Here is a 24,725-nt window from a genome sequence, read left to right on the forward strand (position 1 = left end):
CGCTAGGTCCAGCTCCACCGGATCCCGTACTGGCCGGGCAGCGGGTCGAGCGTGATGAACTGGAACGTGCTCGTGTTCCCGTCGAACGTCGCCTCGCCACGGTCCTCCGGCGGGACCGCGCTGCGCGGCTGGAAATAGGCGCCGCACCGCCGCGGCGGATATCCGGGATCGAACGTGATCTGCAAAGCGATCTCCCGCGCGGGCCGGTAGATCGCGATCTGCGCGTGCTCACCGGACTGTCCCGGTGGGAACCGGATCCCGAACTCGACGGTGGCCAGTTCGCCCGCCGCCAGTGTCCGGTCGAGCGCGAATTCGAAGACACAGGTGGACGACGGGACGTCCGCGCGGAACCGGGCCGGGCGGCACCCTTCGGCGTACAGCACCGCCGGCGGCCTGGTGAGGCTGGAATAGCGGGTCACGAACAGGAACCGGGAGGTGTCGTCGTGGTCGGCGCGGATCAGCCGCCGGACCCGCATCGATTCCTCGTGGCCGTCGCCGTCGATACGAAAGGACACGTACTGCGAAAGCCGGTGCGGGGTGTCGAGTCCTTCGTGCGTCGCGTCCACTTTGGCCAGTGCGCGGGTCACCGTCTCCGGCCGGTTCCACACCTGTTCGTACGCCACGAGGCGGTCGGCGCGCACGTTCCAGCGGCCACGGGGCCTGCGGGGGCCGAGCAGCCTGCTGAGGGTTTCCGGTGGCTGGCCGAGAATGGTCTCCAGTTCGCTCACGGCGGCGAGTGAACTGGCGCGTTCCGGCCGGTTCTCCCCGTTCTGCCAATAGCTCAGCGCGCTGATGCTGACCGGCGTCTCCTGTGCGCGCAGCCGCCTGCTGATCTCGTTGAGACTCAGCCCGCTGCGTTCGATCGCCGTGCGCAGGGCGGCGCCGAATTCCGCCGGAGCGATACTCGTCATGAAAGCGCAGCGTACCGCCCGGAACGCCCGACTTTCGTCGGGTGAAGCCCGCCCCGTTCAGAGTTATCCAGCCTCCCCGGCGGCTTTCGTTGACGGTGCTCCGGCCGCGATTAGGGTCGGAATCGTCGGAAGAATCCCCGCGAATCCCGCCGATTCCCGAATCGCACGTCCTCCCCTCAAAGTCCGAAGAGGATCCTCATGCGCTCAGCGACAAGACACCGCAGGCGATGGCGCCGCAGGACGCTCGCCGTCGTGACCTCCGCGCTGGCAGCCGGGACCTTCCTGGTCGCCGCCCAGTCCCAGGCCGGCGGTACCGCGGCGGCCCCGTCCGTGCCCGAAGTGGCCGATCAGGTCCCGCAACTCACCGAAGCGGGTGTCACCGGTGGCCCCGCGTCGGTCTCCGGCGACGGCACGTCCGCACAGGCCGCGTCCGCGCACTCCGTCTGCGCCGCCGGGGCGCGGTGGCTGCGCGTCCGCTTCACGGAACTTTCGTTGCGCGGCAACGACTCCGTGACGTTGACCGGCAGCGCCGCCGGCTCGTTCACGCTCACCGCCCGGCACTGGCCAGGTAAGGCGTTCCACACCCGCGCGTTCGAAGGTGACTGCGTGCGGATCTCGGCCACACTGGCCGATCCCGCCAGCCGGTTCGCCATCGACGCCTACCAGGCGGGCGACCAGCCGCTCGCCGCGGCGACCACGACCGTCGCCGCGGTCGGTGACGTCTGCGGTTCTTCGTGCAACCAGACCGCGCCACTGATCAAGAACATGACCCCGCAGGCGCTGATCCTCGCCGGGGACAACGCCTACAGTTCAGGCACCTTGTCCGAATACAAGAACAGCTACGAGCCCTACTACGGGCAGTTCAAGTCGATCACTTATCCGACCCCGGGCAACCACGAGTACAACACTTCCGGCGCCTCCGGGTACTTCGACTATTTCGGGACGCGAGCCGGTACCCGGGGAAAGGGGTGGTACAGCTTCGACGTCGGTGACTGGCATTTCGTGGCGCTCAACTCCAACGTCACCCGCGGCGCCGGGTCGGAGCAGGTTACCTGGCTGAAGAACGACCTCGCGGCGAGCACCAAACCCTGTACGGCCGCGTTCTTCCACCATCCGCGGTTCAGCCGCGGCACCCACGGTGACGATTCGTCGGTGACGCCGTTCTTCCAGACGCTTTACGACGCGAAGGCGGATCTGGTCGTCGTCGGTCACGACCACAACTACCAGCGGTACGCGCCGTCGCGGCCGGACGGCACGCGCGACGACGTGAACGGCGTCCGCGAGCTGCTGATCGGCACCGGCGGCCGGGGTTACTACAACTTCGACCGGTCTTCGGCCGCCGCGCAGGAAGCGGGCAACACCAACACCTTCGGCGTCGGCAAGCTGACGCTGACCGCGAGCGACTACCGCAGCGACTTCGTGCCGGTGTCGGGCCGCACCTTCACCGACACGGCGACCGGGAAGTGCAAGAAGGCCGCCTCCACCACCCCGGGCTTCACCGTCGGCACGGACCCGTCGTCGGTGTCGGTGCGGCCGGGTGGGACGGCGTCGGTCACGGTGACCGTCGGCAGCACCGGCGGTTTCAGTGCGGCCACCGCGCTTTCGGTGTCGGGCCTGCCCTCCGGGGTGACCGGGACGCTCTCGCCGTCGTCGGTCACCCCGCCCGCCAACGGCACCGCGACCGCGACGCTGACCCTGACCGCGTCGGACGCCGCGACCGGCTCTTCGACCGCGACGATCACCGGTTCTTCCGGCTCGGCGACCCAGACGGCGAAGGTCTCGGTGAGCGTCGGATCGGCGGGTGGTGACGCCTTCGCCGACGACTTCGAGACCGACAAGGGCTGGCGGCTCAACGCGTCCGGTTCGGACACCGCGACCACCGGCACGTGGGAACGGGGTGATCCCGAGCAGACCGTTTCGACCCACAGCGACCAGATCAAGCAGCGCGGCGACACGACCAGCGGCGCGAACTGCCTGGTCACCGGGCGGCTGGCCGGAGCGGAGTACGGCGCCAACGACCTCGACGGCGGCGTTTCGTCGATGGCCTCACCACTGTTCACCGTGCCCGCGGGCGGGAAGCTGACCTTCTCCTACACCTTCGCGCACGGGGACAACGCGACGTCCGCGGACTATCTGCGGATCCGTGTGCTCGATGGCACCACGCCGACGACGGTATTCGAGAAACCCGGTTCCGCGACCGAGGTCGCGGGCGTCTGGCGGACCGCGACGGCGGATCTGTCCTCGTTCGCGGGACGCGCTGTCCGGCTGCTGGTCGAAGCCGCCGATTTGAGCACCGCGTCGCTGTGGGAAGCCGCGGTCGACGACATCCGCGTCACCGGCTAGCCCGGAAGGCCTGACATGTACCTCTCCACCGTCCGTTCCACCGACCCCGCCCGGCCCGCGAGCCGGGCGGGGTCGGTGCCCGCCACCGTGATCGGTCTCGGCGTGGTCAGCCTGATCACCGACCTGTCCGCCGAGATGGTCACCGCCGTGCTCCCCCTTTACCTCGTCTACGGTCTCGGCGTCGGCTATCTGCAGCTGGGTGCGATCGACGGGCTCTACACCGGCGCGACCGCGCTGCTGCGGCTGGCGGGCGGCTACTTCGCCGACCGTCTCCGCCGTCCGAAGGCCGTCGCACTGGTGGGCTACGGCCTGTCCGCGGCGACCAAACTGGCCTTCCCTCTCGCCGGGTCGTCCCTCGGCGCGATCGGCCTGGTGATCGGGGCCGACCGGGCGGGCAAGGGCATCCGGACCGCGCCGCGGGACGCGATGATCACTCTCGCCACCCCCGCCGGCGGTCTCGGCCGCGCGTTCGGTGTGCACCGCGCGATGGACACCGCCGGCGCGCTACTCGGGCCGATCATCGCGTTCGGGTTGCTGACCGTGCTCGTCGGCGACTACCCGGCGGTGTTCGGGGTGAGCTTCTGCCTCGCCGTGCTCGCGGTGATCGTGCTGGCGGTGTTCGTCCGCGCGCCCGCCGGGACCGTCGAGCGCTCACGGGTGCGGCTGCGGGCGGGATTCGCCCTGCTGCGGCAGCCCGGCCTGCGCGGGACCTGCCTCGCCGCCGCGCTCCTCGGCCTCTGCACGGTCGGCGACATGTTCCTTTTCGTGGGCGTCCAGCAGTCCGCCGGCCTGCCGCCTGGCGCACTTCCCTTGCTGCCACTGGCGACGGCGCTGGCGTTCATGGCGCTGGCCTCCCCGATCGGACGGCTGGCCGACCGCGTCGGACGCTGGAAGGTGTTCCTCGCGGGTCACGTCGTACTGCTCGCCGCGTATGTCGTCTTGGCGGCTTCGGTGAGCGGATGGCTCGTCGCGGCGGTCGTCCTCGTCGCGCACGGGGTGTTCTACGCGTGCACGGACGGCGTCCTGATGGCGCACGCGTCGCCGCTGGTGCCGGAGTCGTTACGTGCCACCGGCCTCGCGTTCGTCCAAACAGGACAGTCCATGGCCAGGGCGGCGGGCGCGGTGCTGTTCGGCGTGCTCGCGGCCGGGACGGCGGTGCGGCCGGCGTTCGCGGTCTTCGCCGTCGTGCTGCTGGTGTCGGTGCTGGCCGGAACGAGGGTGAAATGAGCACACGGCGGACCTGGGCGGGTATCGCGGCGGTCGTGCTCACGGTGGTGGCCGGGGCGGTCTTCGTCGGGCTGCGCACCGGTGACGCGGCGGCCGGACAACGGCTGGACCTCGTCCACGGCGGCTTGGTGTACGTGGACGACTCGGGCCGGGTGCGGCAGGACGACCGCGTCGGCCCGTCCTGTCAGCGGGTCGACGTCGCCGCGGGTGTGCTGGCGTGCCTGCGCGCGACGGCGGTGCCCGATCAGGCGGAACTGGTCGTCACCGCACCGGGGGCCGAACCGCGGCTGATCTCCGAATGGGGAACGCCGTCGCGGGTCCGGATGTCACCGTCCGGGCGGCTGGTGGGGTGGACGGTGTTCCGCTCCGGTGACTCCTATCTGGGCGGGGTGGGCACCTTCTCCACCACGGCCGGGATCTTCGATCTCGCCACCGGAAACCACTACGGCTCCTTGGAGGATTTCGCGCTCATCGTGGACGGAAAGCCGTACCCGGCCAAAGATCTGAACTACTGGGGAGTGACCTTCGCGCGGGACGATCAGACGTTCTACGCCACGGCCTCCTCGGCGGGCCGCACCTGGCTGGTGCGGGGCGACCTGCGCGGCCGCACGCTGACCTCGGTGCGACGCAACGTCGAATGCCCGTCGCTGTCGCCCGACGGCACCCGGATCGCCTACAAGTTCCGCGAGGGCGACCGCTGGCGGCTGCACGTGCTCACGCTCTCCGATGATCGCGATGTCCCGCTCGCCGACCCCGCGCATCTCGACGACCAGCCGCAGTGGCTGGACGACAAGACCGTCGCCTACGGCCGGGACAAGGCGATCTACGCGGTGCCCGCCGACGGGACCGGCGTGCCCGTGCTCGTCCGCCCGGCGGCCTCCTCGCCGGCGGTGGCGCGGTGATCCCGCGCGACTGCACTCCGCTCGGCCTGGCACTGGTGGTGGCGGCCGCCGTCGCGGTCGTGATCTTGCCGGGGCCGGAACCCGATCCCGGTCCCGGGAGCTCCGCCGCTCCCTCGCTCACCGACGTCTGGCCGGACGCGCGGATCACCGCGAAAGCCGTCGCCGGAGCGCCCTACACACCGTTGGCGTACCTCGATTCCGGCACTTCCGCCGGGGTGACTCAGGCGAGCGGCTCGATCCGGCTGACGCTCGGAGATCGCGTGCTCCGCGAAGTATCGCCGTCGGGCTCGCCCCGATTCGTCCTCACCGCCGCACCGGAGGGACTGGTGTGGCTCGAACTGTCCGACGTCACCGGCACCGGGTCGCTGTGGCGCGCCGGACCGCGAGGCGAGGACCCCGTCCGTGTCACCGCCGACACCGGCCGGGTCGTCCTCCTGGACTCCCAATACGACCTGGTCGTGCACGACGGGCAGGCGAGCTGGATGGCCGTGCGGGGCGACACCACCGAGGTGCGGACGGTGGCGTTGTCCGGCGGCACGGTGACCACCACACCACTTCCCGGCGACTACGCGCTGACCGCGTGGCCGTTCGCGACGTCGGCGGCGGTCGAGCAGGCCGGACCGTCGGAACTCGTCGACGTCCGCGACGGCCGGGTCACGAAGGTCGACGGGCAGAGCGTCGAACTGGTCGACTGCACTCCGTCGTGGTGCCGCGTCCAGGTGCTCCGCCAGAGCGGGACCGCTCGCTTCGACCTGATGAAACCCGACGGTTCCGAACGCAGGCGGGTCGGCGGGAAGGGCGTCCGGCCGGCCTTCGGCGACGTCGTCGTGCTCGACCGGTTCGCCGTCGTGGTCGACGACGACCGCGGCGCGCTCGTCCTGTACGACACCGCCACCGGGCGGATGGCCGACCTGGCGGCGGAGTTCGGCACGGTACTGGCGCGGGGACCGTTCGTGTGGTGGTCGGCAGGCGGGAACGAGGCGCTGACCTGGCGGGTGCTGGACCTGCGCACGCTCAAGGCGTCTGCTTGACTGCTGCCCGTGCCGTCCGCTCGTGAGACCTCCGTCGAAGCGGAGTTCTTGACGGTGGTCGGCCGGTTCGCCGGACCCGCGCGGGGCGCCGGACTGCTGGTGGTCAGTGTTTTCGGGGTGCTCGCGACGCCGTCGGGCGCGCTCCCTCTCGGCTTCGGCCTGCTCGCGCTGGCACTGGGTACCGCCGTGGCCGAGCAGCTGGCGGGGAAGACGGGCCGGGGCAGGCCGGTGGCGTTCGCGCTGACGCTGGTCCGCGCCGCGGCGATCTGCGGCACCCAGTTCCTGACGGCGCCCGAAGCGGGCGAGCTGAATCAGTGGGCGTTGAACGTCCTCACCATCACCGCGATCACCGTGCAGTGGGAATGGCCGCCGAAGGTCACCGTGCCCGCCGTCGCCGGTCTGCTGGCGATCGAGGTGGTGCCGCTGGGTTTCGAGGACGGCCTGTTCGTGGTGCTGCGGGTGGTGCTCGAAGCCGCGCTGGCCAGGGGCGCCTTCGTCCTGTTGCTGCGCACGACCCGCCGGATCGACCACCTGCGTGAGCGGCGCGCCCGGCTGGCACGCGAGGAATCCCTTGCCGTGGAACGACGACGTCAGGAACGGGAGTACCTCGCCGTCCTGCACGACACGGCGGCGGCCACCTTCCTCACCGTGGCCCAGCGCGGGGAGACCGCGGCTCCGGCCGAGGTCGCCGAGTACGCCCGCCGGGATCTGGCGATCCTCACCGGCGAATCCGGCCCCGGTGGGGTGGTCGACCTCGAAACCTCGCTGCGCGGGGTGCTCGCGGAAAGCCCGGTGAAGGTCGAGACGCGCTGGTCGCCGCTCCCGGCGATCCCGGCCGCCGCGGCGCTCGCGCTGGTGCGGGCCGTCCGCGAGGCCCTGGCGAACGTCGACCGGCACGCGGGCGTCGGCGAAGCCCGGCTGACGGTCGAAGACGGCGTACGCGTGACCGTCCGGGACGAGGGCCGCGGGTTCGATCCCGCCGGGACCCCGGCGCAGCGGCGAGGCGTCCGTGGCTCGCTCGTGGAGCGCATGACGGCGGTGGGCGGCCGGGCGAAAGTGACCTCCGCGCCCGGCGCGGGCACCACGGTGGAACTGGTGTGGCCCGATGGATGAGACGGCGGGCCGGGTCCTCGGTGGCTGCCGGATCGCGATCCTGCTCGCGACGGCGGCGATCCAGGCCGGGCTCAGCCTGCCCCGGCTGGACGACACCGCCGACCTGATCGCGTTCACGGCGCTCGCCGTGGTGCTCGTGGTGGCGGCGTGGTGGGTCCTGCGCTGGAAGGCGGTCCCCTGGCCGGTCGCGCTCGCGGGGTCGGTGGTGGTCCTCGCCGCGTCGGCGATCGCCGGCTGGGCGCTGCCACCGGATCGGCTGCTCGACAGCGACGACTGGGCGTCCGGGCTCGCGGGCTGGCATCTGCTGGTGCTGCTGCTGGACCGCCCCGCGCTCGCGATGGGCGGGCTGATCCTCCAGATGACGCTCACCTTCGTCCGGCAGATCGGTTCGGCGCCCACCGATCGCGGTGAGATCGGCGGGCTGGTGATCGTCGGGCTCAGTGTGCTCACCTTCCAGCTCGCCACGTTGGCGCTGGTGCGGGTCGTGCACCGGCGGGCGGGCGAAGCCGCGGAGGCCTCGGCCGAACGTGACCGGATGCTCCACCGCAAGGCGCTCGCCGAGCAACGGGAAGCCGACCAGCGCAGCCGGTTCGCCGGTCAGCTCGGCGCCACCCTGCCGCTGCTCGCCGGACTGGCCGATCGCACGCTGGATCCGCGCGACGAGGCGGTCCGGCGGCGGTGCGCGCTCGCGGCCACGCAGCTGCGACGGCTGTTCGCGGAGAACGACGACGTCCCCGATCCGCTGGTGCACGAGGTGTCGGCGTGCGTCGACCTCGCCGAAAGACGGGGGTTGACGGTGGCCTTGGCGGTCAGCGGCGCACCGGCGCCGGTACCGACGGCGGTGCGCCGCGAGCTGACCGGTCCGCTGATGACCGCGCTGGTCGCCGCCCGGTCGCGGGCGAGGGTCAGCGTGCTGCGGACCGGCGACGAGATCCGGGTCGCGGCGATCACCGACGGTGAACCGGGCGCGGCGGTGAACGGATCGGGCGCCGTCGACGTCGAATGGCACGCGCTGGGAGAACGATCGTGGATGGAGGCGAAATGGCGTTCGCGACCGAACTGACCGCGGTGGTCGTCGACGATCATCCGGCCGTACGGGCCGGGGTCGTGCACTGGTTGTCCTCGGGGACTCCGCCGGTCAAGGTGGTGGCCGAGGGCGAGGACGTGCGTGCCGCCTGGATCGGCGAAGGGGCGCAGGCCGACGTGGTCATCCTCGACCTGCACTTGAACAGCACCACTCCCGCGATGGGCGACCTGCGCAGGCTCACCGAGGCAGGCCGCCGCGTCGTCGTCTATTCGATGCGGGCCGACGACGAGACCGTGCTGCGGTGCCTCGAACTCGGCGCGCTCAGCTATCTCACCAAGGCCGAAGGCGCGGAACACCTCCTCGAAGCCGTGCGTGCGGCGGCCGCCGACCGGCCGTACACCCCGCCGTCACTGGCGGGCGCGCTGGCCGGGGACCGCTCGGACCGGCGTCCCGCGCTCTCGGCGCGGGAGACCGAAGTGCTCATCGAGTGGTTCCAGTCGGAGTCGAAGGACTTCGTCGCGCACCGGCTGGGGATCTCGCCGAACACGGTCAACTCCCATCTCGAGCGGATCCGGGTCAAGTACGCCCAGATCGGCAGGGAGGCCCCGACCAAGGCCGCGCTCGTCGCGCGGGCGATCCAGGATGGGCTGATCGGCGTAAGCGATCTGTGATCCGGTGTGGTGCGAACGGGCCACACCGCGGTACTCCCGCATCGACTACGGTGCGTGGCGAGAACGCCGGAGCAGGATTCGGCGGGAAGTCCGAGGAGATCCATGAAGTTCGACCGCATCGCCCTGTCCGCCACCGGCTGCGCCGCCGCGCTGCTGCTGTCCGCCTGCGGTGGTGAAAAGGGCGGCTCCCCGGCGGCCGCGCCCGCTCCGGCGCCGACGTCGGCTCCCGCGTCCTCGCCCGCGACCAGCGGCACCGTCCCGGTCTCGAACGCGGACACGACCGCGCCGGGCAGCGAGCTGAAGGTCGGCGATCGCGCCGTCGTCCCGTTCAAGTACGGCACCGACAAGTCGGGCACCGTCGCGATCACCGTCAAGTCGATCGAGCTGGGCGCCAAGGAGGACCTCGCCGCCTACGGTGAGAAGGCCAAGGGCATGACGCCGGTGTACATCCGGCTGACGGTGGAGAACGTCGGCGGCACCGACCTCACCTACAGCACGGTGCGGCTGCGCGCGGTCGGCCCGAACGACAAGAGCACCGGGGTGATCATCACCGGTGAGACCCCGAACTGCCAGACCGAGACGGCGAAGAAGGACTTCAAGACCGTCGGCGCGACCTACGACACCTGCGAACTCCAGGCCGTGCGTGACGGCGGCGAGGTCGGCGGCGCGACTTACAGCGACGGTGACGGGTACAAGGACAAGCCCATTGTGTGGAAGAAGTAGGGAGCTGAAGGGCGCTTTCCCCGCATGCGATGCGGGGAAAGCGCCCTTCACCGCGTCAGATGCGGGGAAAGGGCCCTTCAGCTCCGCACCACACTGCGGGTACGGGGAAGCCTGCGTACCGTTGGGCAGGTGGTTGACGTGCACCGGACGATCACCGTCCGCACCCCTGTTCAGGCCGTGGTCGAGTACCTGCGCGACTTCGCGCACGCCGAGGAGTGGGACCCCGGCACCGTGTCCTGCACCCGGGCGGACACCGGCCCGATCGCCGTCGGGGCGCAGTGGCGCAACGTGTCCGAGTTCCGCGGCAAGAAGACCGAGCTGACCTACCGCCTCGACACGCTGGAGCCGGGGCGGATCGTGTTCGTCGGCAGCAACAAGACCGCCACCTCCACCGACGATCTGACGGTGACCGAGGAAGACGGCACCACGACCATCAGCTACCACGCCACCATCAAGTTCCACGGGCTGGCGAAACTCGCGGATCCCTTCCTCAAGCGGGAATTCGAGAAGATGGGCGACGACCTCGTGCCGACGATGACCGAAGTGCTGGAAGGCCTTCGCACTTAAGTTCTCCGCATTCAGAGGACTGAATGCGAAGAGCGCCGAGGGGCGCTGATCCGCCGCACCGAGTTCGCGCAGGCCAGCGTCTCCAGGAGCGGCACCGTCCGCGCCCAGCCCAGGCAAGCGTCCGTGATGCTGAGGTCCGGCCGGGGCGGCAGGGAACCGACGTCCTGCCTGCCGTCGGAGAGGTACGACTCGATCATCACCCCGGCCAGCGCGTAGTTGCCCGCCGAGATCTGGTCCGCCAGATCCGCGACGACCACGGGCTGCCGGTTGTGGTCCTTGCCGCTGTTGCCGTGCGAGGCGTCGACCACGAGCCGGTGCGGCAGGCCGGCGGCGGTCAGCGCGTCGAGGGCGTCCGCGACCGCGTGTGCGTGATGGTTCGGTTTCGGGCCACCGCGGAGGACGAGGTGGGCGTCGGAGTTCCCGGCGCTGCGCAGGATCCGCGGACGGCCATCCGCCGCGGCGCCCGGGAACACGTGGGGCAGCCCGGCCGCCCGGACCGCGGCGACCGCCGTGTCGAGCCGCCCGGAGACGCAGTTCTTCATACCCACCGGCATCGGCAGCCACGACGACAGATGCCGGTGCGGCTGGCTGGCCACGGTCCTCGCCCCGATCGCGCCCCAGCTGATGGTGTCGGCGAAGTAGGGCGCCAGGAACGGGTCGACGAACTCGTACGCCAGCGGCAGACCGGTCGCGGCGGCGTCGACCAGGAATCGCCGTCCGATCCGGATTCCGGCCGCGAGATCGCCCTTGCCGTCCAGGGTGGGGTCGGGCACCAGGCCGGTCCAGCCCGCGATCGTCCGCGGTTTCTCCAGGTAGGCGCGCAGGACGACGACGAGATCGTCGGCGAACCGGCGCGACGCCTCGGCGAGCCGGTGCGCGTAGTCGAGCGCACCGTCGGTGTCGTGCACCGAACAGGGTCCGACGACGACGAGCAGCCGGGAGTCGCGCCGGGCGAGGACGTCCGCGACGGTTTCGCGATGCCGGGCGATCTCGTCCGCGGCGACGTCGTCCGTGCCCACCTCGGCCGGGCTGGGCAGGGTGTCCTGGTCAGGCATCCGCGTGACCTCTCTTCTTGTCGGGGGCGGCCGCCCCGGCCCGCGGCAGCCGCGTCGCACCGGCCACCGCCACGACGGCGAGGCCGAGCACACACCAGAAAGCGTCGGCGAAGGCCGCGGCGACGTCCGGGCCGCGCGCGGCCAGGCGGGCCTGCAGCACCACGGCCAGCACCGCGGTACCGATCGAACCGCCGAGTGTGTTGAGCAGGTTCAGCGCCCCGGCCGCGCGGGGCAGCCGGGCGGGTTCGACGCGGCGGTAGACGATCGTCATCACCGGCGCACCGATCAGCGCCGCGCCGAAACCGCGCAGCAGCAGGGAAACCACGATCACCCAGTCCGGGAGACCGAGGCCCAGTTGCGTGAAGGGTGCGGTGCCGAGGGCGACCAGTCCGATCCCGGTCAGTACCAAGGTGCGCGGCGAGATCCGGTCGACGAGCCGGTTCACCAGCACCGATCCGGCCGCCGCGCCGATGCCCTGTGGCACCAGCAGCAAACCGGTGTCCCCAGTGGACAGTCCGGCGCCGCGCTGCAGGTAGAGCGGGAGCAGGAACATCGTGCCGAACACCGACGCGCCGAGCAGGACCAGCGCGAGTGCGGCCACCCCGAACGGCGGCTGGGTGAACAGCCGCGGGTCGAGCAGCGGCGCTTCGGCCCGCAGACCGTGCCGGACGAACGCCGCGAGCATGACGCCCCCCACCGCGACGGCCGTCCCGGCGACCACCGGCGCCCCTTGCTCGAACCACGTCAGCCCGAACACCAGGACCGCGAGTCCCGGGGACAGCAACAGCGCGCCCCGGAAATCGAACCGGTCACCCCGGCCACCCGGTTCGCCTGCCGGGACCCAGCGCCGCGCCAGGAGTACGGCCACCACGCCGACCGGGAGGTTGACGTAGAACAGCCACGGCCAGTCGGCGACCGCGAGGATCGTGCCGCTCGCCAGTGGTCCGAGTACCGGGGACAACAGCGGCAAGAGACCGACGACGCTGATCACGCGGCCGATCCGGTCCGGTCCGGCCGCCCGCGCCAGCAACGCCTGTCCGGTCGGCGGCAGCAGGCCGCCCGCGAGTCCTTGCAGGACACGGAAGGCGATGAGCGCGGGCAGGCTCGGCGCCAGCGCGCACAGCAGCGACGCCAGCAGGAACACGACGACGGCGGTGAGCCAGACGCGGCGGCCGCCGAACCGGTCGGCGAGCCAGCCGGACGCGGGCACCGCGGTGACCACGGCCAGCAGATAAGCCGTGGTCACCCACTGGACGCCGGTGACGGGCGCGCCGAACTCCTCGGCGAGCGTGTCGACGCCGACCGAGACGATCGTGCTGTCCAGCGTCGCCATGAACGTGCCGAGTACCAGCACCGCCGCCGTGCGCCACAGCGCGGCGTCGACCGGGCGCGCGGTCACCGCTTGCCCACGAACCCGGCGGCGTCGCCGTCCAGCCAGGACGGCAGCTCCCGGAGGAACCGGACGAGCTCGTCGGCCAAGGCCCGGGCGTCGGTGTCCCGCGCGTACAGAACGCCTTCCCAGCCGTGTTCGCCGGGGATCACGGTGACGCTCACCGGATGGTGCGTCCGTTCCCGGAACCGCGTGCCGGTGACGGTCAGGCCGGGCGCGGGTTCGCGTAGCTTCGCCGGATCCACCGGGTAGTTCTCGAACACGAGCAGGCTGTCGAACAGCCGCTCGCGTCCGGCGAGCGACGCGAGTTCGGGCAGGCCGATCCGGTGGTGACCGGTCATCGCCTGCTGCCGGGCCTGCGAATCGGCCAGCGACTCGGCGACCGTGCCGGTGAACCGCGTGCGGACCGGGACGCTGTTGGCCAGCAGGCCGATGATCTCCTCGACACCGTCCACATCGGACGCCCGGTTCGAGGTCATGATCCCGAAGCAGACGTCCGGCCGCCCGGCGCGGGCCGCGAGCACCGCCGCCCAGGCACCCTGCAGCAGGGTGTTGACGGTGAGACCGCGTGACGTGCCCAGCCGGGTCAGTTCCGCGACGTGCGCACCGTCCACAGTGAACAGTGCGGGTTCGGCGCTCCCGCCGGTACGCGGCAGGTGGTCGACTTCGGGCAGGCCGTCGAGTTCCGCCCGCCACGCCCTGACGTCCGCGGCGTGATCGGCCGCGGCGAGCAGGCGGGTGTACCGGCTCAGCGGAACCGGATCGGGTAACGGTTTCCCCGCGTACAGCGCGAACAACTCGCCGAGGATCCGGGGCGCGGACCAGCCGTCGAAGAGCAAGTGGTGACTGGTCAGCACGAGGGTCTGCCTGCCGGGCCCGCCGCGCAGCACCGTGACCCGCCACAGTGGACCGTTCGCCAGGTCGAACGGTTCCGCGAGTTCTTCGTCCAGCGCGGTGTCCACTTCGGACACGTCGCGGACACGGAATCCGGCCTCCGGTTCCGCCGGGAGCACCTGGACCTCGTGGGACGGCGGGAAGACCGCGCCCAGGTTCGGATGCCGTCGCACCAGCGCTGCCGCCGCCGCCCGCAGTGCCTCGACGTCGAGGTCGCCGGACAGCGTGAACGCGGCCTGCACCGGGTACGGATCTTCTTCCGCGGTCCGGGACTCGCGCAGGATCACCTCCTGGAGCGGCGTCAGCGGCAGGACCTCGCCCGGCCCCGGCACGTCGGCGGCGAGCGCGTCCAGCTCACGACGGAAATGCTCGCCCAGTACGGCGATCTCGTCCTCGGTGAACAACGCGGACGGCCAGGTGAAGCGGACGCCGAGGGTGCCGCCGTCCGGGACCATCGCGTTCACCGTGAGCGCGTACGGCAGCGGCAGTTCCGCGCCGCCGCCCGAACCGAGCGGATCGGCGTCCGGCGGTCGCTGCCACGGGGTTTCGGTGACCGGGGCCGAGGGGAAGCGGCCGAGGTAGTTCCAGGCGACCTCGGGCCGAGGGCCGCCGGCGCCGAGGATTCCGTGGCCGAGACCGTCGCCCGCGGCGCGCAGGTGGTCGCGCACGGCCCGCAGCGCGTCCGGCAGCGGTCCGGGCGGCGGGGCGATCCGCGCCGGATGTACGGCGGTGAACCAGCCCGCGGTCTGGGCCAGATCGACCCTGCCCGCGACGTCCGGGGTGTGCCCCGGACGCCCGTGGCTCTCGACGGCGACGAGCAGATCGGCCGGTGTCCCGCGCCAGGCCGCGACCGCGCGGGCGAGCGCGGTCAGCAGCACCGTGTCCGGCCCGGTGCGGTAGGCCGAGGGCAGCGCGGTGAGCACGGCGTGGGTGGTGTCCTCGCCGACGTCGATCCGGTGGTGCCGGGCGGTCGCCACGGTGTCGCGCGCCGGATCGAGTGGGGCACGGCCGAGCGGGGTCACCGGCGCCGCCGCGATGCCCCGCCAGTACGGCATTTCGTCCTCTCGATGCGGTGCTGCGGCACGCAGCGACCGCGCCCAGCCCAGGAACGACTGCCCGCGCCGGGGCAGGGTGGTGCCGTGGAAGGCCTGTTCGAGGTCGTCGACCAGGACCCGCCAGGTCACCGCGTCGGCGACCAGATGGTGTGCCACCAGCAGCAACCGTCCCGGCCGGTCCTCCCCCGCGTCCACCAGCACCGCGCGCAGCAGCGGTCCGGTGCGCGGGTCCATCCGCGCGACGATCTGCTCGACCTGCGCGTCCAGCACCGAGCGCGGATCACCGGACGCGCGGACGGCGGTGAGCACGTCGGCACCGGTCACCGCGCCGATGTCCGGGATGCGCAGCGCATCCTCGATCAGGTGTGCGCGCAGGACGTCGTGACGGGCGAGGACGGCGTCGAGCACCGACCGCCACCGCGGCACGTCGTCCGCCGAGGGCACGCAGATCTCGACCCACTGGCAGAACCCGTCCGCCACCTTTCCCGCGCGCCGCAGGAGATCGCGCATGATCGGCGTCAGCGGGGCGTCCCCGACCGCGTGGGCCTCCTCGGCCCGTTCCGGTTCGCCGCAGCGCGCGGCGATCCCGGCGACCGTGCCGCCTTCGAGCACGTCACGCGCGGTCAGGTGCAGCCCTTCGCGGCGAGCGCGGGAGACCACCCGCAGCGACGCGATGCTGTCGCCGCCCGCATCCAGGAAACCGTCGTCCAGCCCGACGTCGGGACCGAGCAGCTCGCGGACCACCCGCAGCAGCACGGCTTCCGACGGGGTGGCGGGTTCCCGGCCGCCGCCGGAGCGGGCTTCCGGCGCGGGCAGCGCGGCCCGGTCCAGCTTGCCGCTCGGGCCGAGCGGCAACCGGTCCAGCGCGACGAACGCGGTGGGCACCATGTACGCGGGCAGTTCCGCGGCGAGGTGTTCGCGCAGCACCGCCGGATCGGGCTCGGCCCCGTCCACGGGGACGACGTAGGCGACCAGCCGCTCCTCCCGGACGATCACCGCGGCGGCGCGGACGTCGTCGTGCGCGGTCAGCGCGGTCTCGATCTCGCCGAGTTCGATCCGGAACCCGCGCAGTTTGACCTGGTGATCGGCTCGGCCGAGGAACACGATCTGGCCGTCCGGGCGCCAGCGGACCAGGTCACCGGTCCGGTACATCCGTTCCCCCGGCGGCCCGAACGGGTCGGCCACGAAGCGTTCGGCCGTCAGGGCCGCCCGGCCGACATAGCCTTGGGCCAGCTTCGGCCCGGCCAGGTACAGCTCACCGGTGACGTTCGTGCCGACCGGCAGCAGCCCGCCGTCGAGCACGTACGCGCGGACCTCGGGGTCCGGGCGGCCGATCGGCAGCGGACCGGGATCGGCCGGGTCGTAATGCCAGGTGACCGAGTTGATGGTGACCTCGGTCGGGCCGTAGGCGTTGAACAGCGCCCGCCGGTTCCCCCAGCGCCGGGCCAGTTCCGGGTCGAGCCGTTCGGCGCCGACGACGAAGAACACGTCCGGATCGACGGTCGCGTCGTCGGGCATCGCGGAGAGGAACGACGGCAGCAGGTTGAGCCCGGTGACGCGGTGTTCGGCGGCGTAGGCCAGCAAATCGTCGCCCGAGACCCGCACCTCCTCCGGCGCGATGACCGAGGTGCCGCCGGACAGCAGCGGCAACATGAACTGCCAGAAGGCGACATCGAAGCTGGTCGAGGCGAAGTGCAGGTACCGTTCGGCGGTGCCGATCCCGACGATGTCCTCCTGCAGCGCGATCAGGCTCGGGACGCCGCGGTGCGGCACCGCCACGCCCTTGGGTTTGCCGGTGGTCCCGGAGGTGTAGATGACGTACGCGAGCGCGTCTTCACCCGAGGGCACGGCCGGATCAGTGTCCTCAGAGGACAGTTCCGCCGGGTCGATCACCGGAAGGCCGCCGACGTCCGAAGTGGACACTACGGCGGCGGGCTTGATGTCGCCGAGCATGTAGGCCAGCCGGTCGGCCGGGTAGTCCGGATCCATCGGCACGTGCACCGCGCCCGCCTTGATCACGCCGAACAGCGCGACCACGAGGTCGACGTCGCGGCGCAGCAGGACCGCGACCGGATCCTGCGGCTTCACGCCGGCGTCGATCAGGGTGTTCGCGAGCCGGTTGGCCCGCCGGTCCAGTTCGGCGTAGGTCAGGCTCCGGTCCCGGCAGACGACCGCTTCGGCGTCCGGGGTCTCCCGGACCCAGCGGCCGAACTCCGTCAGCATGCCGCCGCGTTCCCGTTTCGGTTCCGGGCCTTCGCCGAGGCGCAGCATCGCCCGCTCCTCATCGGCGTCGAGGGCACGGAGCCGGGCCACCGGCCGCGCCGGATCGGTGACGATCTCGTGCAACAGGGCACGCAGCCACCGGCCGAAGGACTCGGCTTCGTCGCGGCGGAAGGCTTGCGGCTGATACCCGAGCCCGACGGTGAACTCGTCGCCGGGCAGCACGATCACCGTGAGCGGATAGTGCGTGGCGTCGGTGATGTCGACGCCGACGAGATCCAGTCCCGGCGCCAGCGTGGTGCGGGCACGGCTGGAGAGCGGGAAGTTCTCCATCACCAGCATCGTGTCGAACAGATCGCCGACACCGATCGCGCGCTGGATGTCCGGCAGCCCGGCGTGGTGGTGTTCGGTGAGCCGGACGCTTTCGGTGTGCACGCGGTCCAGCACGGTCACCGCGGTGTCGGCGGCGTCGAAGCGCACCCGCACCGGGATCGTGCCGCCCAGCTGCCCGATCATCCGCTCGACACCGGGAACCTCGGCCGGACGGCCCGAGACCGGGCAGCCGAAGACGACGTCGCGGCGGCCGGTCAGCCTGGCGAGCAGGACACCCCAGGCGGTCTGGAACACCGTCGTCGGGGTGACGCCACGTTCGCGGGCGAAGGCACGCAGCCGTTCGCTGAACTCCCCGCCCAGGTCCACGGTGACGCGCTCCGGACGCTCCACAGTGGACTCGACGCTCGCCGGGGCGAGCCGGGTGCCCTCGTCGAGCCCGGCCAGCGCCTCACGCCATACCTGCAGCGCCGCGTCCGGGTCGCGTTCGCCGAGCACGCGGTGGTACTCCGAAAGCGGGGGCGCGACCGGCGCCGCCGGGCCGCCGGCGAGTTCGGCGTAGGTGGCCAGGAGCGTCCTGCCGACGAGTGGCATCGACCAGCCGTCGAGGAGCGCGTGGTGGTTGGTGAGCACCAGGCGGTGCTCGTCCGGGCCGAGGGTGAGCAGCAGGAACCGGATCAGCGGCGGGGTCGCCGGATCGAACGGCCGCGCGAGTTCAGCGCGGCATTCGTCGTCGACCCGCTCGGGTGACACGTTCGAGAACCGCCAGTCGAGCGTGACCTCGGCGGGCACCACCTGGACGACTTCGCCCGCGTCGGTGGTGTGCAGGTGGACACGCAACGCGGGATGCCGTCGCAGCACTTCGGCCGCCGCCTCGCGCATGCGCCCGGCGTCGAGCGCGCCATTGAGCAGCGTGACGGCCTGCACCACGTAGACGTCGGTGTCGTCGTCGCCGCGCGCCAGGGTGTGGAACGCGAGCCCGGTCTGCAGCGGGGTCGCGGGCAGGACGTCCTCGACCAGGCCCTGGCGTTCGAGCGTGTCGATGTCGGCCTGGCCGAGACCGACCAGCGGTAGATCCGACGGCGTGAGTCCCCCGCCGTCCGGTCCGATCCGGGCCGCGTGCGCGGCCATGGCGTCCAGCGCTCGCGACCACGCTTCTTGAAGTGCCGCGACGCTTTCCTCCGGCAGGACCTCGCCTGCCGCGGTCCACTCGACGGCGAGCCGGGGACGGCCGTCCTCGCGGACGAAGCAGTTCAAGGCCAGGACCTGTTCCAGTGACTTGTCCTCGGGTTCGGTCACCGCGAACGGGTCTTCTTCGGGCAGCCGCCAGCCGGTGCCGGGCAGTGCCGCGAACCGGCCGAGATAGTTGAGGACGACGTCCGGCGGCGGGACGGCGGCGAGTTCGTCCCGAGTGAGCGGGTCGAGGTACCGGAGGACACCGAAGCCGACGCCGTTGTCCGGTACGGCGCGTTTGGCTTCTTTGGCGGCCCGCAAGAGCTTTCCGGCCGCGTCGCCGCCCGCGAGCGCGCTCTCGAAGTCCGTGGCCGCGGCCACCGCGGTGGCCGGCACGCGCAGCGGATGCTCGGCGGTGAACCAGCCGATGGTGCGCGACAGGTCCAAGCCGTCCTGGTCCCGGCCATGTCCTTCGAGGGACACGGTTTCGGCCTCGACCGGGGCGGCTCGCCACGCTCGGAGGGTGAGCACGAGCGCGGCGAGCAGGACGTCGTCCGGTCCGGCGCGGTAGGCCGCGGGCAGGCTGGTGAGGACCGCCTCGGTCTGCTCCGGCGAGGCGACGGTGACCGAGCGCCGCGCGGTCGCGACCGTGTCGACGGCCCGGTCGAGCGGCCTGTCGCCGAGACGCGGACCGGCGAGCGCGCCACGCCAGTGCTCGAGTTCGCCGCGCCGGGCACCCGAAGTCCCTTGTCCGGCAAGGCGGAGCGCGTGCCGCCGCCACGACGTCGTAACCGGTTCGAGCTGTTCCCCGGCGCAAGCCGCGTGGAGGTCCGGGAGGAGGACGCGCCAGGAAACGCCGTCGATCGCCAGGTGGTGCACGACGATGACGAGGTGGTCCGGCAGCAGGGCGACCTTGAGCACGCCGGTCCGGAGATCGAGCGAGTCCGCGAGACCCGCGGCGACCTCCGCCGGATCGCCCGCCGTTTCGATGACGACGTCGGCCGCCTTCACGGCACCCCGCTCGCGCACCCGCATTTCGTCCTCTGAATGCAGCCGGAGGACGTCGTGGTGGTCCAGGATCGTCTGGACGCCGGTGAGGAGCCGGTCGAGCGGAAGGTCCTCGTCGAGCCGGAGCGCGGTCCACTGGGTGTACCCGGCGATGGCCGCGACGTCCGGATGCGGATCGAGCAGGGCGCGGACGATCGGCGGGGCGGGCACCTCGCCGATCGGCTCGTCGGGCGGATCCGCCGGGCCGCCGAGTTCCGCGCTCGCCGCCGCCAGCGCCTCGAAACTGCGCCGGGCCAGCAGATCGCGCGGCCGCAGATCGAGGCCGTGCGCGCGCAGCCTGCTGCTGACGCTGATCGCGGTGATGCTGTCACCGCCCAGCGCGAAGAAGTCGTCGTCGACGGCGACCTCCTCGACGCCGATCACCTCGGCGATGGTCGCGCACAGCAGCCGTTCGCGTTCGGTGGCGGCGACCCGCCCGGCCGCCGCGCGCGGGGCGGGCAGCGCCGCCCGGTCGATCTTCCCGTTGGGGGTCAACGGAAGCATGTCGAGCACGACCACCGCGGCGGGTACGAGATGCTCGGGTACCCGTCCGGCGAGGTCCGCGCGGACGGTGTCCGGGACGACCTCCCCGACGACGTAGCCGACGAGCCGCGGCCCGCGCACGGCGGCGGCCGCCGCACGGACGCCGGGCACGGCGGCCAGCGCGGCCTCGACCTCGCCGAGTTCGACGCGGTGGCCACGCACCTTCACCTGGCCGTCGCGGCGGCCCAGGTACTCCAGTCCGCGGCCGGGCACCCAGCGCGCGAGGTCGCCGGTGCGGTACATCCGGTCGCCGGGCGCGCCGAACGGATCGGCGACGAAGCGTTCGGCGGTCGCGCCGGGCCGTCCGAGATAGCCGCGCGCGAGATGCGGTCCGGCGAGGTACAGCTCACCCGGCGTTCCCACGGGCGCCGGACGCAGCGCGGCGTCCAGCACCCGGACCGCCGTACCCGGTACCGCGGTCCCGATCGTCGGTTCCCCGTCGTCCAGCCAGGATCCGGCACCGTCCACAGTGGCCTCGGTCGGCCCGTACATGTTGCGGGCACGGACAGCGGACTCCGCCACGCGGCGCCACAGCGCGGGCGGGGTCGCCTCGCCGCCGAGGACGAGCAGCGACGGCGGATGCGGGCCGTCGAGCAGTCCGGCGTCGATCAGGGGCGCGGCCATCGACGGCGTGGTGTCGACGACGTCGATCCGGTCGCGGGCGAACGCCGCGAGCAGTGCGTCGGCGTCCCGCGCGACCTCGGTGCCGTAGACGTGGAGTTCGTGGCCGAACAGCAGCCACATCAGCTGGTCGAGCGCGGAGTCGAAGGCGAACGAGTAGGTGTGCGCGACCCGGAGCCGCCTGCCCGCGGCACTTTCCGTCTCGGCGACCGTGGTCGCGCGGTGGTGTCGCAGCAGTGTCGCCAGCCCGCCGAACCGGCCGAGGACGCCCTTGGGACGTCCGGTGGAGCCGGAGGTGAAGATGACGTACGCGAGCTGTTCCGGGTGACGCGGCACCGAAAGCGGCGACGAATCCACTGTGGACAGATCGATTTCGCCGAGCAGCAAATGCGGACCCGGCACGACTTCCGGGTCGTGGGTGACCGTGAGCACCGCGCCGGCTTCGGCGGCGAGGTCGCGCAGCCGTTCGACGGGATGGGACAGATCCAGCGGCAGGAACGCGGCACCCGCGTCGAGGACCGCCAGCAGGGCGACGACCAGATCGGCCGAGCGCGGCAGCGCCAGAGCGACGACGTCGTCGGGCCCGATTCCGCGCGCCCGCACCACCCGCGCCAGCCGGTGCACACGCTCGACGAGTTCGGCGCCGGTCAGCCGTTCGTCACCGAAGACCAGTGCGGTCTGTTCAGGATCGAGCCGAGCGAGAAGTTCCGGTACGTCAAGGAGTTCGGCGTCCGGGGCGGGCGTGGACCACGACCGCAGCACCGCGTCCCGCTCCCCCGCCGGGACCAGATCGGCACCGGCGACCGCCGGACCGTCCGGTTCGGTCAGCGCGGTGATCAGGCAGCGCAGCGCGGTCAGCTTGGCGTCGACGGCGGCCTGGTCGTGGGCCCGCGCGTCGACCTCGAAACCGAGCAGCAGCCCGCCGTCCGAGGTCGGGAGCACGGACAGGCCCATGTCCTCGGGCGGGCCGCCCGCGACGTTGCGCATGGTGCCGGGCGAGCCCGCGAAGTCGAGCTTCAGGTCGAACGCCTTCAGATTGATGCCGCGGCCGTGCAGCAACGCGCCCGCCCCGGGGACCGCCAGATCCTGCGGCAGGTCCTCGCCGCGATAACGCTGATGGGCGCGCATCTCCTTCAGCGCGCCCGCGACCCGCGCGGTCAGTCCGGCGCCGGAGTCCTCCGGCAGCACCGTGACCCGCAGCGGCAGCACGTTGACCGCCATCGCCGGGGTCCGCAGCGCGGCGCCCTCGCGGCACATCAACGGCATCGCGAACACGACGTCGGACCGGCCGAGCACGCGGTGCAGGAAGGCGGCGTAACAGGCGATCAGCGCGTCGCCCCAGGTCGTTCCGGCGCGTTTGCCCAGTTCGCGCAAGCGGGCCACGTCCGAAGCGGGCAAGACCGCCCTCGCGGTGACGGTGTGCTCGGGCGGGCCCGAGGTGCTGCCGCCGTCGTCGAGATCCGGCAATGGCGTGAACCGCTCGCGCCAGTAGTCGCGGTCCTGGTCGAACCGGTCACTTTCGCGATAGGAGCGATCGGCCTCGACGAGATCGGCGAAGCGCGCGAACGTCGAAGGCGGTGTCTCCTTGCCCAGTACCGAAGCGGTGTAGCGGGCGGCGGTGCGGCGCGCGAGCATCGCCGCGGTGTAACCGTCGAACACCAGGTGGTGCCCGAGCTGGGTGAACCACACGTGCGACTCCGAAAGCCGCAGGACAAGATGGGCGAACAGCGGCCGGTCCACCATTTCGCGGCACGCTGCGGCGACCCGGCGGCGCTCCGCGTCCACTCGCTCGTGTGCGGCCGCGACCCGATCGGCCTCCCCGCGCAGATCCACCACCTTCGGCGGCGGCACCGGGTCGTCCGACACCAGCTGGCGGGGCCCGTCCGGCGTGTCGAAGACGCGCAACCGCAGGCTGTCGGCCTCCTCGGTGGTGGCCCGGATCGCGTCGGTCAGGGCGCCGAGGTCGACCGGCCGGTCACCGGCGATCTCTATGACGTCGCCGACGACGTAGTACGGCGAGTCGGGTTCGAGCCGCTGCGCGGTCCAGATACCCCGTTGGGCTCCGGTGAGGTTCAGCATGAGGGCACCACCATCGGGGTTCCGGTCACCGGGTCGGGTACGACGACACTGGGGAGATCGAAGACCTCCTTCATCAGCTCCGCGTCGACGATGTCGGCGGGCGCGCCTTCCGCGACGATCCGGCCGTCCCGCAACGCGACGAGGTGATCGGCGTACCGGCAGGCCTGGTTGATGTCGTGCAGGACGGCGATCACCGTGCGGCCCTCGTCGCGCAGCCGTGCCAGCAGGTTCAGCAGCTGGTACTGGTGCGCGATGTCGAGGAACGACGTCGGTTCGTCGAGCAGCAGGTACGGCGTCTTCTGCGCCAGCACCAGCGCCACCCACACGCGCTGACGCTGGCCGCCCGAGAGTTCCTGCACCGGCCGGTCGGCCAGTCCCGCCACCCCGGCCGCGGTCATCGCGTCGAGCACCGCGCGTTCGTCCTCTTCGGACCACGACGCGAACAGCGACTGGTGCGGGAACCGGCCGCGCGCGACCAGCTGCCGGACGCGGACGTCCTCGGGCGCCACCGGGTCCTGCGGCAGGAAACCGAGTTCCCGCGCCAAACCCTTGCCGGGGAAGGAACCGACGTCCTCGCCGTCGAGCAGGACCGCGCCCTCCGCGGGGCGCAGCAGCCGGACGAACGCGCGCAGCAAGGTCGACTTGCCGCAGGCGTTCGGTCCGACGACGGCGGTGAACGCGCGGTCGGGCACGTCGAGGCTCAGCCGGGTCGACACGATCCGGTCGCCGTAGCGCAGGGTCAGTTCCCGCGCGGTCAAACGGGCACTCATGTGCGCCGCACCTCCTTGGTGAGCAGCCAGATCAGGTAGCCGCCGCCGATCACGGTGCTGACCACACCGACCGGCAGCGCTTCCGGCGCGAGCAGCATCTGGGCGGCCAGGTCGGCGGCGGTCAGCAGGACGGCGCCGGTGAGCGCGGCGGGCAGCAGGCCGATCCCGGGCGTGCGGGCCAGCCGCCGCCCGATCTGCGGGGCCGCCAGCGCGATGAACGCGATCGGCCCGGCGACGGCGGTGACCGTGGCCGTGCAGCCGACGCCGATCAGCACCAGCTGCAGCCGCAGCCGGTCCCACCGGACGCCGGTGGTGACCGCGAGCGCGCCGCCGAGCGCGGCCTGGTGCAGCGACGGCGCCCGGGTGGCCAGCACGGCGAACAGCACCGCCAGCACGCCGAACGGGATGGCGACGTCGTCCCAGCCGACCCCGTTGAGCGAACCGGCGTTCCAGCCGACGGCGGCGATCGCGATCTCCAGTTCGGCGCGCAGCACGATCCACGAGTTGAACGCGGTCAGCATCGCGTTGATCGCGATCCCGATGACGATCAGCCGCAGTCCGGACAGGCCGCCACCGAGCGACAACGCGTACACGATCGCGGCCGTGACCACGCCGCCCGCCACCGAGCCGATGGTCAGCTGCGTCGAAGTCCCCGACAGCACGGTGATCGCGAACAGGGCACCGGTGTAGGCGCCGGCGTCGAGGCCGATGACGTCCGGGCTGCCGAGCGGGTTGCGGGTGACGTTCTGGAAGATCGCGCCCGCCAGCCCGAGCGCGGCGCCGAACACCAGCCCGGCCAGCACCCTGGGCAGCCGCCATTCCCGGATGACCACCCCGGGGCCGCCGCCGGATCCGGTGAGCGCGGCGAACACGCGGGCGGGACTCGCCCACGCCGCGCCGTAACAGAGCCCGAGCAGCGTCAGACAGGCGATGACCGCGACCATCACCACGAGGAAGAAGAGGGTGCGGCGTTCCAGCCGGGCGGAGAACCGCCCGCGCCGCACGACGAAGGCGCTCGCCTTGTTCATGGTGT

The 24,725-nt window shown here is 72.1% G+C and carries 15 protein-coding genes; 9 read left to right on the forward strand and 6 right to left on the reverse strand.

The features are described from left to right. Positions 1-2: 2 nt before the first annotated feature. Entirely contained in the window at positions 3-911 is a 909-nt protein-coding gene (locus tag ACZ5ZX_RS29820) for a helix-turn-helix domain-containing protein (protein WP_465505297.1), read from the reverse strand. Between the two features lie 252 nt (positions 912-1,163). On the opposite strand from ACZ5ZX_RS29820, the gene ACZ5ZX_RS29825 reads away from it, so the two are divergent. The 9 genes from ACZ5ZX_RS29825 to ACZ5ZX_RS29865 all read left to right on the forward strand — a co-directional run bounded on the left by ACZ5ZX_RS29825 (position 1,164) and on the right by ACZ5ZX_RS29865 (position 10,515). Then, positions 1,164-3,254, forward strand: coding sequence for a metallophosphoesterase (locus ACZ5ZX_RS29825; RefSeq protein WP_465505298.1), 2,091 nt, complete (start codon positions 1,164-1,166; stop codon positions 3,252-3,254). 15 nt (positions 3,255-3,269) lie between these two features. Then, positions 3,270-4,481, forward strand: coding sequence for an MFS transporter (locus tag ACZ5ZX_RS29830; RefSeq protein ID WP_465505299.1), 1,212 nt, complete (start codon positions 3,270-3,272; stop codon positions 4,479-4,481). Further along, complete coding sequence (locus ACZ5ZX_RS29835) at positions 4,478-5,383, forward strand: hypothetical protein (protein ID WP_465505300.1); 906 nt, start codon at positions 4,478-4,480, stop codon at positions 5,381-5,383. The genes ACZ5ZX_RS29830 and ACZ5ZX_RS29835 overlap by 4 nt, the downstream gene beginning before the upstream one ends. Next, positions 5,380-6,414 carry a hypothetical protein gene (locus tag ACZ5ZX_RS29840; RefSeq protein ID WP_465505301.1) on the forward strand — a complete coding sequence of 345 codons (1,035 nt, stop codon included), beginning with the start codon at positions 5,380-5,382 and terminating at the stop codon, positions 6,412-6,414. The genes ACZ5ZX_RS29835 and ACZ5ZX_RS29840 overlap by 4 nt, the downstream gene beginning before the upstream one ends. A 9-nt stretch (positions 6,415-6,423) precedes the next feature. Further along, a complete protein-coding gene (locus ACZ5ZX_RS29845; RefSeq protein ID WP_465505302.1) occupies positions 6,424-7,527 on the forward strand; it encodes a sensor histidine kinase in 1,104 nt (367 codons plus the stop codon). Then, positions 7,520-8,590, forward strand: coding sequence for a histidine kinase (locus tag ACZ5ZX_RS29850; RefSeq protein ID WP_465505303.1), 1,071 nt, complete (start codon positions 7,520-7,522; stop codon positions 8,588-8,590). The genes ACZ5ZX_RS29845 and ACZ5ZX_RS29850 overlap by 8 nt, the downstream gene beginning before the upstream one ends. After that, complete coding sequence (locus tag ACZ5ZX_RS29855) at positions 8,569-9,225, forward strand: response regulator (protein WP_465505304.1); 657 nt, start codon at positions 8,569-8,571, stop codon at positions 9,223-9,225. The genes ACZ5ZX_RS29850 and ACZ5ZX_RS29855 overlap by 22 nt, the downstream gene beginning before the upstream one ends. A gap of 102 nt (positions 9,226-9,327) precedes the next feature. Continuing rightward, entirely contained in the window at positions 9,328-9,948 is a 621-nt protein-coding gene (locus tag ACZ5ZX_RS29860; RefSeq protein ID WP_465505305.1) for a hypothetical protein, read from the forward strand. A gap of 129 nt (positions 9,949-10,077) precedes the next feature. Then, entirely contained in the window at positions 10,078-10,515 is a 438-nt protein-coding gene (locus ACZ5ZX_RS29865; protein WP_465505306.1) for an SRPBCC family protein, read from the forward strand. Positions 10,516-10,526: 11 nt separating this feature from the next. Here ACZ5ZX_RS29865 and ACZ5ZX_RS29870 read toward each other — a convergent pair whose 3' ends face one another. The 5 genes from ACZ5ZX_RS29870 to ACZ5ZX_RS29890 are packed head-to-tail and all read right to left on the reverse strand — an operon-like array spanning position 10,527 to position 24,720. Next, positions 10,527-11,570 (reverse strand): 3-deoxy-7-phosphoheptulonate synthase, encoded by a 1,044-nt coding sequence (locus ACZ5ZX_RS29870; RefSeq protein ID WP_465505307.1) that lies wholly within the window; start codon positions 11,568-11,570, stop codon positions 10,527-10,529. Beyond that, positions 11,563-12,969, reverse strand: coding sequence for a DHA2 family efflux MFS transporter permease subunit (locus ACZ5ZX_RS29875; protein ID WP_465505308.1), 1,407 nt, complete (start codon positions 12,967-12,969; stop codon positions 11,563-11,565). The genes ACZ5ZX_RS29870 and ACZ5ZX_RS29875 overlap by 8 nt, the downstream gene beginning before the upstream one ends. Further along, the gene (locus ACZ5ZX_RS29880) at positions 12,966-22,922 is read right to left on the reverse strand and encodes an amino acid adenylation domain-containing protein (protein WP_465505309.1); all 9,957 of its coding nucleotides are present in this window, start codon (positions 22,920-22,922) and stop codon (positions 12,966-12,968) included. The genes ACZ5ZX_RS29875 and ACZ5ZX_RS29880 overlap by 4 nt, the downstream gene beginning before the upstream one ends. After that, positions 22,916-23,692, reverse strand: coding sequence for an ABC transporter ATP-binding protein (locus ACZ5ZX_RS29885; RefSeq protein WP_465329348.1), 777 nt, complete (start codon positions 23,690-23,692; stop codon positions 22,916-22,918). Before ACZ5ZX_RS29885 ends, ACZ5ZX_RS29880 begins: the two co-directional genes overlap by 7 nt. After that, positions 23,689-24,720, reverse strand: coding sequence for a FecCD family ABC transporter permease (locus tag ACZ5ZX_RS29890; RefSeq protein WP_465505310.1), 1,032 nt, complete (start codon positions 24,718-24,720; stop codon positions 23,689-23,691). Before ACZ5ZX_RS29890 ends, ACZ5ZX_RS29885 begins: the two co-directional genes overlap by 4 nt. Between the last annotated feature and the right edge of the window lie 5 nt (positions 24,721-24,725).

The sequence above is a fragment of the Amycolatopsis sp. NPDC033938 genome (assembly GCF_055575975.1).